General features: G+C 51.5%; 3 protein-coding genes. 1 reads left to right on the forward strand and 2 read right to left on the reverse strand.

Annotated elements, in window-relative coordinates:
• Positions 1 to 6: 6 nt before the first annotated feature.
• Together ACQ4WP_RS24365 and ACQ4WP_RS24370 are read right to left on the reverse strand one after the other, a co-directional pair.
• The gene (locus ACQ4WP_RS24365; RefSeq protein WP_436525146.1) at positions 7 to 3,501 is read right to left on the reverse strand and encodes a non-ribosomal peptide synthetase; all 3,495 of its coding nucleotides are present in this window, start codon (positions 3,499 to 3,501) and stop codon (positions 7 to 9) included.
• A 48-nt stretch (positions 3,502 to 3,549) separates the two neighbouring features.
• Positions 3,550 to 9,327: an SDR family NAD(P)-dependent oxidoreductase gene (locus ACQ4WP_RS24370; RefSeq protein WP_436525148.1), complete on the reverse strand. Its 5,778-nt coding sequence runs from the start codon at positions 9,325 to 9,327 to the stop codon at positions 3,550 to 3,552.
• A 711-nt stretch (positions 9,328 to 10,038) separates the two neighbouring features.
• On the opposite strand from ACQ4WP_RS24370, the gene ACQ4WP_RS24375 reads away from it, so the two are divergent.
• Positions 10,039 to 11,574: condensation domain-containing protein (locus tag ACQ4WP_RS24375; RefSeq protein WP_436525150.1), on the forward strand; the 1,536-nt coding region annotated here is incomplete at its 3' end.

Raw genomic sequence — 11,574 nt, forward strand, 5'->3', positions numbered from 1 at the left:
AGCATCTTATATAATACCCACGACAGTGTCGGCGCTCAACAGCGTGGCTAATGAGCTTGGCGTTGGATGCTTAAACAACTCGATAATCGGTATACTGGTATCGACGATGGTACGTAGTTGATTGTAAACACGGATCATCAGCAAAGAATCACCGCCTATCTTGAAGAAGTCATCGTGTCGGCCAACGTCTTCCAACTTAAGTACCGTTTTCCAAATATCAGCAATGCTACGTTCGAGGGGAGACCACTCATCCTGCGGCACAGCCGCTGGAGAAATCTTTTCCGCTAGCAATCTTGGCGTGGGATGCTTAAACAACTCCACAATGGGAAGACTAACTTCGCATGCATCACGCAACTGGTTGTACACGCGGATCATCAGCAGCGAATCACCACCAATTTTGAAGAAATCATCGTCGACATTGACCTGCTGAAGTTTTAATGTCTCTTTCCAGATATCGATAATGAGCTGTTCCATCGGACTCACTACCTTACTCAATGCCGGCTCGACCAGGGTGCTTGGCAGCCTAGAGCGATCAATTTTTCCATTCGGCAGCTTGGGCAGCTCTACTGCCATTTGTAACATAGAGGGAACTGCATATGCAGGGAGGCGCTCCCTCAAACTGGCATAGAGTTCATCGATCGAAACGTCAGCATTGGATGTTCGAGTGACAAAGGCAGAAAGGCGTTTTACTCCCTCACTGGTTTCGTCAAGACGCGCAATTGCTTCGTCAACACCCGGATGTAGCTTCAATGCAGCCTCAATGTCGCCAAGTTCAATACGGTAGCCACGGACTTTGACTTGTTGGTCCGTTCGCCCGTGAATCTCGATAGTGCCATCCGGACGCCAGCAGGCCACGTCTCCCGTACGGTACACTCGACCCAAGTCGATGCCGTCAATAACCAAGTTAACAAATTTTTGTGCAGTCAGGTCTTGGCGATTCAAATACCCCTGTGCCACTCCTTCTCCACCAATATACAACTCGCCTCTCACACCAACGGGCAGCAACCTTTGTTGCTGATCCAATATGTACGCTTGGGTATACGGTATGGGCCTGCCCACCGGGACAATTTGCTCATTCATGGATCGGCTGCACGCGTGCACCGTGCTCCATACCGTACATTCCGTTGGCCCGTATTCGTTGAACAACTCGACCAAGGGGAGCTTGTGAAAATGCTGCGCAACGATGCTTGGTGAACACACGTCCCCCGCTAGGACGACGGTCTTCAACGAAGTGAGTTGCGAGGGTAGTGCTGCTCGCAGCAATTCACTATGGAATGCAGGAATTGTCAGGAAGTGCGTTACGCGGTTGGTTGCTATTAGATCGTTTAAATAGGCGATGTCATGCAGGCGCTCCTCCGCGGGAATGACCAGCAAACCTCCTTCGCTTAACGTCCAGAAAATACCTGCGGCTGAACTATCAAAAGCAATCGACGACAATAGGAGATAGCTACTCGGAGGATGTGCATAGTAATGTTGACGGGCCGTTGTTGAGAACAACAAATTCCGGTGGCTAACAACCACGCCCTTGGGAGCGCCTGTACTACCTGACGTAAAGATGACGTAGGCCGGAGAATCAGACGGAATAGCAAGCGAGAGGTCGGCCAAGGCAGCGAGGTTCTGCTCAACAGCATCTTCCAGGCAGACTACGGTAGCGTCGACCGGAGGTAGGCGATCCAATATTTTTCTTTGTGTGAGAACAATACTGGGTTTGGCACTCACTACAACTTCGGCATTGCGTGCCGCAGGATAGGTGGGGTCAAACGGAATGTAGGCAGCACCCGCTTTCAAAACCGCCAACAGGGCGACAATCATCTCGCATGAACGATCCACGAATAAACCGACCAACATACCGGGCAACAGCCCCTGTCGGCGGAGGTGGTGTGCCAATATATTGGCCCGCTGATTCAATTCGTAGTAAGTCAGGTGTACGCCATCATGCGTGACCGCGTGCGCACTGGGCGTACGTTGTGCTAGCGATTCGATCCGTCGATGGATATAGGGATCCGTCGGCGCTGGCACCTGGTTTGCATTCCAGTCTACCAACATCTCGGTTCTCTCACGGCTCGACAGCATCGGCAGTGACGATACTGGTGTGGTTGGCTGTTCCGCCATGGCCCCAAGGATAGATTGGAGATGATTACACATTTGATCCAGCGTTGGAGCATCAAACAGATCAGCGCTGTACTCCCAGTACCCGCGTAATCCTGATTCCCGATCTTCCATCCAAAGAATCAGGTCGAATTTGGCTGAGACCTGATGCATATCCTCAGCAATCAGTTGCAGGGATGAATTAGCTTGTTCGGCCTTGGGCGTATTTTGCAAATTGAAAGCAACTTGGAACAACGGGTGATGATTCGATGAGCGTTGTGGCTGCAACGTGTCCACCACCGACTGGAATGGTACTTCTTGATGGTCAAACGCTGCCACCGCAGTCTCGCCGGTACGTCGAATGAATTGGCTGACACTTTCATCCTGCGTGAAGTCGCCGCGCATTACCACTGTGTTGATAAAGTAACCGATCAACCTCTCCAGGTCAGGATGATTGCGGTTTGCAACAGCACTACCCACCGGGATCACCGTTTGCTGGCTATAGCGATGCAACATGATCTGAAAACCGGCAAGCAAGGTCATGAATAACGTAACCCCTTCATCTTGCGACAGTTTCTTAATACGGTCGGTCAGATCCTGTGACAGACTGAAGTAATGACGAGCCCCGAGATTTGTCGGCTCAGCAGGTCTTGGTTTGGCAACAGATAAATTCAGTAACGGAGGAATGTCAGCAAGCTGTTCCTTCCAATAGGTGAGTTGCTTTTCATGGCGCTCTGTTTCCAGTCGTTGCCAGATTGCATAGTCAGCATACTGAATGGACAGCGGCGCCAATGGCGATGGCGTGCCGTCGAGGAATGCCTGGTACAACGCGGACAATTCACTGCGAAAAATACCGATCGACCAGCCATCGAGAACGATATGGTGCGCGGCGACGAGTAGTACGCTGACACCATTTGATCGCTGTAATAGCTCCAAACGGAATAATGGCCCAAGCTCCAAATCAAATTCGGAGGCACGCGCATGAGCCACATGCAAGGCCACTTCATGATCCTGTTCCGCATGACCAAGTCCGCTGAGACTAATGACTTTCAACTCAACGGCTACCGCCGCAGAAATTTTCTGCACGACTTCTCCCGCAATGGTCGGAAAGGTAGTCCGCAGAATCTCATGTCGTTGTGTAATAGTTTGAAGAGCGCGCTCAAGTACTCCGACATTTACTTCGCCTTCAATACGAAATGCAGCTAGCTCATTGTATGCTCCGCTTCCGTGCATTTGCTCCAGCACCCAAAGGCTTTGTTGCGAAGGCGAAACGGGGGCGGTATCACCCTGGCGAGCGCGCGGCTTCAATACCGCCCCCTGTCCATGCAGTCCTTTGTTCTTCAAGGCTTGCAATACTGCCGCTCGTTTCTCCGGTGTCAGAGCGGTAATAATGTCTTTTCTTTCTAAGCTCATAGAATTCTTCCTAGTAGTCGTCTAAGGGAGGCCACACCGTGCGCCAGGTTAAATGTGATGCAAATTTTGCAATGCCTCGTCAAGCTCGTCATCACTGGCTTGCGCAAGGATGGTGTCCTCCACTGCCACACCGATGGCACGAATGGTGCGGCACTCGTGGACGGAGCGCGTGGGTAGGCGGACGTTCAGCCTGGCCAGAATACGTGAAACAAGCAAGGTGCCAATCAGCGAGTCGCCACCGAGGACAAAGAAATCATCATCGATACCGATATCAGCGATACCCAGCAGTTCACCCCAGATTTGGCTGAGCGTATGCTCAATTTCGGTACCTGGTGCGACATAGTTGTGCTTGAACTGTGGCCGCACAGGATGTGAGGTACGCGTAACACTTTCTGCTTTTGTCGCATAGATTTCTGCCATATCTTTGCTGTCCGCATGCAGATAGTCCGACGTGCAAACCAGTACATGTCTATGCTGGCACTCAAGTGCACGCATGAACACCTCTACGCCATCAGAGGTGGTCAACCCACGCTGCATGAAATCGGATTGTTTAATCTGCTCGATTAATGCGGGGGCGGTTGCGTCATAAGCCATCCCCTCACCTTTCCATACGTCCCAGCTAAGACAAATGGTATTGCGTTGGCTTCTAGCCCGTGCGAACGCATCCGCGAAATTGTTTGCCGCGCAGTAGGCCAATTGCCCGAAACCCGGCTTCAGGGCCGAGAGTGACGAGAACAATACAAAGAAATCGAGAGGGCGCTGTTTAAATATCTCGTCTAATACCATGGTGCCGATCACCTTAGGCCTGAGCACTGCATTGATCTGGCCGAGTGATTTGTCTTGAATGGCGCCATCGCCGAGCAAACCTGCCGAGTGAATCACACCATGAACGACACCGAAGCGTAACTCTGCAAGACGGACCGCGTTCTCCATCGCCAGCGCATCGGCAACATCAGCCTGGACAACACATACTTCTCCACCTGACTCTTTTAACTTGAGTAGTTGCCCTAAGAGTTCACGAAGCTCGCGGGCATGAGTCGTGTCATCGACTATCCGTTGCCAATCCTGTTCCGCAGGGATTTGTGTGCGACTAACCAAAACCAGACGCGCAGCAACGGATTGGCTGAGGTGGCTGGCCAGTGCTAACCCGATCTTGCCCAGTCCACCTGTGATTAAATAGACCCCCTGATGACGTAGTCGCCCAAACTGGCCTGGTGATTTCTTTACTGGAGGAAGTCGCATCGGCTCAATGCCTCTGACCCATCGATGCTCACCACGTAAGGCAACCACTGCTGGGGCAGCCGAATGGCGCAGCTCATCCACAAGACGTCCAAGCCACTGCTCTTCAAAGGGAAGGCCCCCCATAGACAGATCAATGTTACGGCATTGAATATGCGGGTACTCCAGGCCAACTACATGCGTAAAACCAAGCAAAAGAGCCTTGCTCGGTTCAAGCGATTCATAGCCGGTGACCTCATGGAGATCATCAGAGAGGACTGTTAGCCCAATAGGGGCGGAACCGAGATGCTCTCCGATAGCTTGCGCAAGGTACAACAGCCCTTCAAAGTGGCCCAGCTTGTTGATATGCGCCACATCGGCAGCTAACATAAGCGGAGCGCTGTCAATACCCCACAAGTGGAGAATATGGTTAGGCGTCCACTGATCCTCCTGTAGGTCCATGAGCAAATGAACATAGTCTTCAAGCTCGCCGGACCGGATAACGAAGTGCTGGGGCGATTCGCGTAGGTAGCGATCACCCTGTACAACCGTGACTACGTCCTCACCGTCGGATCGTAAGCGCCGGGAGAGCGGCAGGCCGAGTTGTGTCACATCACACAATACTAGCCATCGCTGATTTGCAGGCGTATCCTCATTATTTATCCGGGGTTGAGCTCGGCGTTTCCACGATATCTCATGGAACCAATCCGAGATATCGCCTTTCTTATCAAGTAGCGTGCTAGGCATGCCCACAGGAGAGCGGGGGAGGCGAGGTGCTGCACCTCCAAATAGAGTGCCCTCGGAATGTACATCTGCTTGGGCAAGAATGACTTGCTCCTCAAAGAATCCATCGTTTGGCAACACCTTTACTTGAGAAAAACCATTTGCTTGTAGCGATTCAGTCCACTCGGTGGCGTTGAAAAAGGGATCGCCCTGGTTGCGGCGCCCATCATGAATGGCATCCATGAGCAAACCATATGTGACATCGAAGTCTGGGGCGCTGCGAGTAATCTCCCAGATGAGCAGCACTCCACCAGGAGCAAGCATGGATCGCACGTGCTGTAACGATGTCGCGATGGAACGGGTCACGTGTAACATATTGACAGCAATAACGATGTCGTATTGATGTGGAACGAGTCCCTGCTCATGCGGTGGGCAATCGATGTTGAGCACAGAAAAGTCGACGAACGGATAGGAACCAAATTTCTCTTTCGCCTTAGCAACGAAATAGCCACCAATGTCGGTGAACTGATAATGGGTTCGATCGGCAGGCAGCGCAGGCAACAGTGCCGTTGTGGCCACCCCAGTACCACCGCCAATTTCGAGCACTCGGATAGGCGCAGCCTCCGGCAAACGTTGCAAGATGGCCTCTACGCCACCGCGGATAATCGTGTTGTAAGCGTCATGCAAAGATGCCCCGGCCTGCACTGGCGCCTGGACTTTCGCTAGCACTGAAGTAAACAATTCAAGGGGTGCCTGCGTTCCCTGCAACACAGCTACCAGCGCTTCGCCACATGCAACAGACAGTTCAACAACCTCTTCTTCTCCGGCCCACACTAGACGTGCTTGTTGCAACAACAGACTCAACGCATCGTCACTACATAGCTGCAACCCGGAGTAGCCATCATGTTGCTTGCGCAACTGCTGGTGAAGAACTAGCGTGGTAAGCATATGCAAAAAGAGCTGCCGGAAACTGGTACTCACGTTCGATTGCAACAACAATTGATCAGCCGGGTAGACAATGTCGCCTTTGCCGAACAACCTTAACTTTTGCATTGCACGGTTAATGTACGCAACACATAGTAAGTTCAGCGCTTCCTTGCGTGTCGAGTGGGTAGGACGATCGAATTTGGCTAACGCCGTCGTACTATGACTTTCCGCCCCCTGCAGAAGTGCGGTCCAGATTTCAGCTGCCGATGAAGATTTTGGCGGAGCCAACGGCGACAGCGCATTGATCCAATGTCGTTGGCGTTGGAATGGATAGGTTGGAAGACGGATCCGCTGTGCACTTCCTGGCGTGGCCATGCTCCAGTTCAAATTACAGCCAGCCATCCATAGCTGGCCGAATTGCTCGAGCATCGTGGTAGACTGCCAGCCCACATTGCTGTCCGACATGCTTGTAATGACCATCTGTCCAGCTAGCAACGCAGGGTGGCGCTTGAGCAATTTTGTCAGTGTCTGTCCTGGCCCGGCTTCCAGCAAGATCTTCGGCGCTTTTTCAAAAAGCAGGTTCAGTCCATCGGCAAAGCGTACGGTTTGGCGCAGATGTCGGCCCCAATAATGCGGGTCTGTAGCATCGCTATTGGTGATCCATTTTCCAGTGACATTTGACATAAATGGCAGCGTCGGAGCATGGAGGGTCATCGATTCCAGTAAGTGTACAAATGGCGCAACTGCACCGTCCATCATGCGAGAGTGAAATGCATGAGATGTATGCAAATGTTGGCAGGCGACTTCGCGTTGCTTCAAGCTCTCTTTGAACAACGCAATAGCGTCATCCGAGCCTGACACAACGCAAGATCGGACATCATTCACAACTGCGATATCCAGGTTCTCTGGAAGTACGGCGCGTAGACTATCTTCCGGCATCGAAACTGCCATCATGCTGCCTTTGGGCATGCCTTGTGTTAGAGCGCCCCGAGCAACCACCAGCGCGAGCGCATCATCAAAGGAAAATACGCCTGCGAGCGTTGCGGCCACTATTTCGCCAATGCTGTGACCAATAAAACTGTGCACCTGAACACCGGCATCCATCCAGGTACGTGCCAATGCGTAACAGACTGCGAACAATGCCGGCTGCGCAATAGCAGTTTGAGTCAAACGACTGCTTTGCTCAATCGTAGGGGGCAGGTCAGAGCAAAGAAGGTCTTGCAATACAATATCGTGTCTTCTGGCAAGCTGCCCCAGGCAGCGATCCAGATGGTGGCGGAACGTCGGATTGGATTGGTAAGCGCCACACGCCATGCCAACATACTGACTACCTTGGCCTGGGAACAGTAGCGTAGCCTGAACAGGTGTCACATCTGACTGAACAGATTGGGGGACTGCATGGTCTGGAAGATCAAGTTGCTCGATCGCATGTGAGATATCGCGGGCGACAATGAAGCGGCGGAACTGAAAAGGCGTCCGTCCTTGTCGCAACGTAAATGCGGCCGCGGCGAGCGATGTGTCCATATTCATGCGCAAATGTCGGGACAGACCACAGGCCACTTCTTTCAGCGCGGCGCTGCTGCGTGCACTCAGTACCAGCAGTTGCGGCTCCGTCGAGACTGTGCGGTCAATGGGAACGAACGGCGCCTCTTCTAGCACAGCATGCGCATTGGTGCCGCCTAGCCCGAAAGAGCTCACACCGGCGCGTCGTGGGGCGGTGCCGAGCGGCCATGGTGTGTGCGTAGTACTGATCTCAAAGCGGCTGCTCTCCAAGTTCAGGTTAGGGTTTGGGCGGTTAAAATGAAGAGTCGGTACAACTTCCTTGTGATGGAGCATGAGCGCCACCTTAATCAACCCCACAACGCCAGCAGCAGCGTCCAAATGACCAATATTTGTCTTCACAGAGCCAATCTGACAACGCTCACTATCAGCTACTGCTGGACCGAATGCTTGTTTAAGTGCTGCGATTTCAATTGGATCACCCACTTCCGTTCCAGTGCCGTGGGCTTCTACATACGAGATTGAATCAGATGAAATACCTGCCAAACTGTGACATTCGGCAATACAGCTGGCTTGACCATCGACACTGGGAGCGGTGAAGCCGGCTTTACGCGCACCATCGTTGTTGATGGCAGTTGCTTTGATGACGGCATAGATATGGTTTTTGTCCGCAAGAGCATCTTCCAAACGCTTGAGTACCACCACACCAACTCCGTTACCGAGTACGGTACCATTCGCATCGCAGTCGAAGGCTCGGCACTGACCGTCTTTGGACAAAATACTTCCTTGACGATGCAGATAGCCACCTTGCGGCACAGTAATCGACACACCACCCGAGATTGCCATATCAGACTGATATTCCAGCAGGCTTTGGCACGCCATCGAGATAGCCACGAGAGATGACGAGCAGCCTGTCTGAATCGCCACACTGGGGCCTGTCAAATTGAGTTTGTAAGACAACCGAGTCGTTAGGTTGTCTTTCTCGTTGCCAAGCAACGCTTGATGCCCGGCGTCCGACCTCAAAAGATCTGCTTGGCTCGCAAGTTGGAGCAACAGATAGCTGTTCCACCCTGATCCGGCATAGACACCCACGCTACCACTTACTGCACGGGGATCGTAGCCTGCGTCTTCCACAGCAGACCAGGCACATTCCAAAAAATGCCGCTGCTGAGGATCGGTTAGCTCCGCCTCCCGCGGGCTCATACCAAAGAAATCAGCATCAAACATTTCAACATTATCGAGAATGCCGCGCACTGGCACATAGTTCGGATCGGAAGCCAGCTCCGAGTCCACGCCTGCTCTTTTCAATTCGTCCGCACTGAGCGTCCGAACTGCATTTTGACCCGAACGCAGCAGATACCAGTATTCGTCCAGCGTTTTCGCGCCAGGAACATTGCAGGCCATACCAACTATTGCAATGTCACATGAAGATTCTTGGGGGTTAGGCAATTCAGACACGCTTCGGACTCCGGATAAATAGAAAGGCGACAACGATGAACCACCACCATATCGAAGATGGCGATCTTATTAGTTACATTTGGATAGAATTAAGAGTGCCGAAAATGAATCGATGTGGCAAAAAGTATTCCAGCATGGATTCCATTGCAATTATTGATGCTCAACGGAAATTTCATTTTCCAAACACCTTCGGATGTAGTGAATAATAATTTCATCTAGGATCAACTTGAAACAGCATCCATCCTACTGAAAGTCAACAGAGAGAAACACTCATTACTTTAAGGAGCATGCAATAGATACGAAGAAAATTAATGGCAATACGGCACCATACAAGCCATAGTCGAACGGGAACACCTCATTTCAAGATCCCGTTACCGACTTTTCTAAATGATCTCAAATATATTACCAGTAATTCAACGTTAAGAACAAGTAAATTTTCTATCGAAAATGCTTCATAATTTGGTAACATAACACCACATTTTTCTGATTTTTGTGGTTATTTTTACCACTGTTTTCCTAAAATAGATTCCATACCGACATTATTGCTAACATAACTTACCAACTCTTCCAGAAAGCGTACCTTATCCCCTGGAATTTAATTTTTCTCAAAGGAAATTATTTTTCTTCTAGGAAAATAGAAACATTTGGTGAGTTTTTGAAACGCAGCAAATGGAAAATCCACTCGAGAACAACTAAGCAAGGAATATTTGGATGAACGTATACAAGCTGCTCGACCTTCTTAAAGAGAAAATGATTGTGCTAGAAGTTCAAGGTGATTCGCTGTCATATCGAGGAGCCAAGGAATCCGTCTCAAGTGAATTACTGGGCATGATACGAGATCAGAAGAAGGAAATCATCGAGGTACTCAATCGTGAAAAGAGTGGCAGTGGCATTACATCCGCCAAGAGAAATGGTTTACTTGATAGCTCATTTTCACAACAGCGCCTATGGTTTCTGAACGAACTTGACCCTGCAGCGGGATCAGCCTATCTGATCTTCGATGCCGTGCATTTAGCGGGTAAGTTACATGTAGATATCTTGCAGGCGGCACTAGATATCATTCTCAACCGCCACGACGTGTTGCGCGCTCAATTCTCGTGCGTTGATGGTAAGGTCATGCAAGAATCCCGTGAAAACAAGCCCTTCGACTTAAGTATCAAGAACTTGCAAGATGCTTCCGAGGAAGACAGACATGCCGCAATAGTGTCGGCACATCATGACGAGGTGACAAAAGGGTTTGATCTATCGCAAGGTCCATTAATTCGGGGCCAGCTACTCCGCTTCTCCGAAGAAGATCACGTCTTCCTAGTGACGCAACATCATATTGTTTCAGATGGCTGGTCGATCGGTGTGCTCATCCAAGAATTGACCGCGCTGTACACAGCGTTTTACCAGGGCTCGCCCGACCCACTGCCGCCCTTGGCGATCCAGTATGCCGACTATGCGGCGTGGCAGCGCAATACATTGCAAGGGGCAACCTTGCAACGCCAAGTCAGCTTTTGGCATAGACACCTGGCCGGTGCACCCGCCTTGCTGGAACTGCCGACCGACCGGCCGCGCAGCGCCGAACAAAGCTATCAGGGCGGGCGCGTCCAAGTCACACTGCCTGCGGCACTGGCCTCTGGCCTGCGCAATCTGAGCCGGCGCCATGGCGTCACATTATTCATGACCTTGTTTGGCGCCTGGTCCGTATTGTTGGCACGGCTGAGCGGACAGAACGATATCGTCGTCGGTACACCCGTGGCAAACCGTGAACGTGCGGAACTCAACCCCCTGATTGGCTTTTTTGTTAACACCCTAGCATTGCGGACGCAGCTCGGCGATGATCCAAGCGTGGGAGCACTGTTGGCGCGGATCAAGGCAACCGCGCTGGAAGCCTATACCCATCAGGATCTACCATTCGAACAAGTAGTAGAAGCGCTCAATCCAGTACGCAGTCTGAGCCATAGTCCGCTGTTCCAGGCAATCATGGTCTTTAACAATTTGCCGCGACCCGATAATCTGACGCTGCCAGGCCTGACATTGACGGCGCTAAAGTTGCCGAGCCAGACCACCCAGTTCGATTTAGGCCTGTCATTGACAGATCACGGTAATATTATTGATGGGCATATCGAGTATGCCAGCGATCTGTTCGACCATGCCACGGCGCAGCGCTATGCAGGCCATTTCCAGACGTTGCTGCAGTCGATGGCCAGTGACGATACGCAGGCAATTAGCCAGCTGGCCCTGCTAACAGCCCCAGAACGC

The organism is Janthinobacterium lyxosi, from assembly GCF_051380665.1.
In the GTDB taxonomy this organism is placed as follows: domain Bacteria; phylum Pseudomonadota; class Gammaproteobacteria; order Burkholderiales; family Burkholderiaceae_D; genus Janthinobacterium.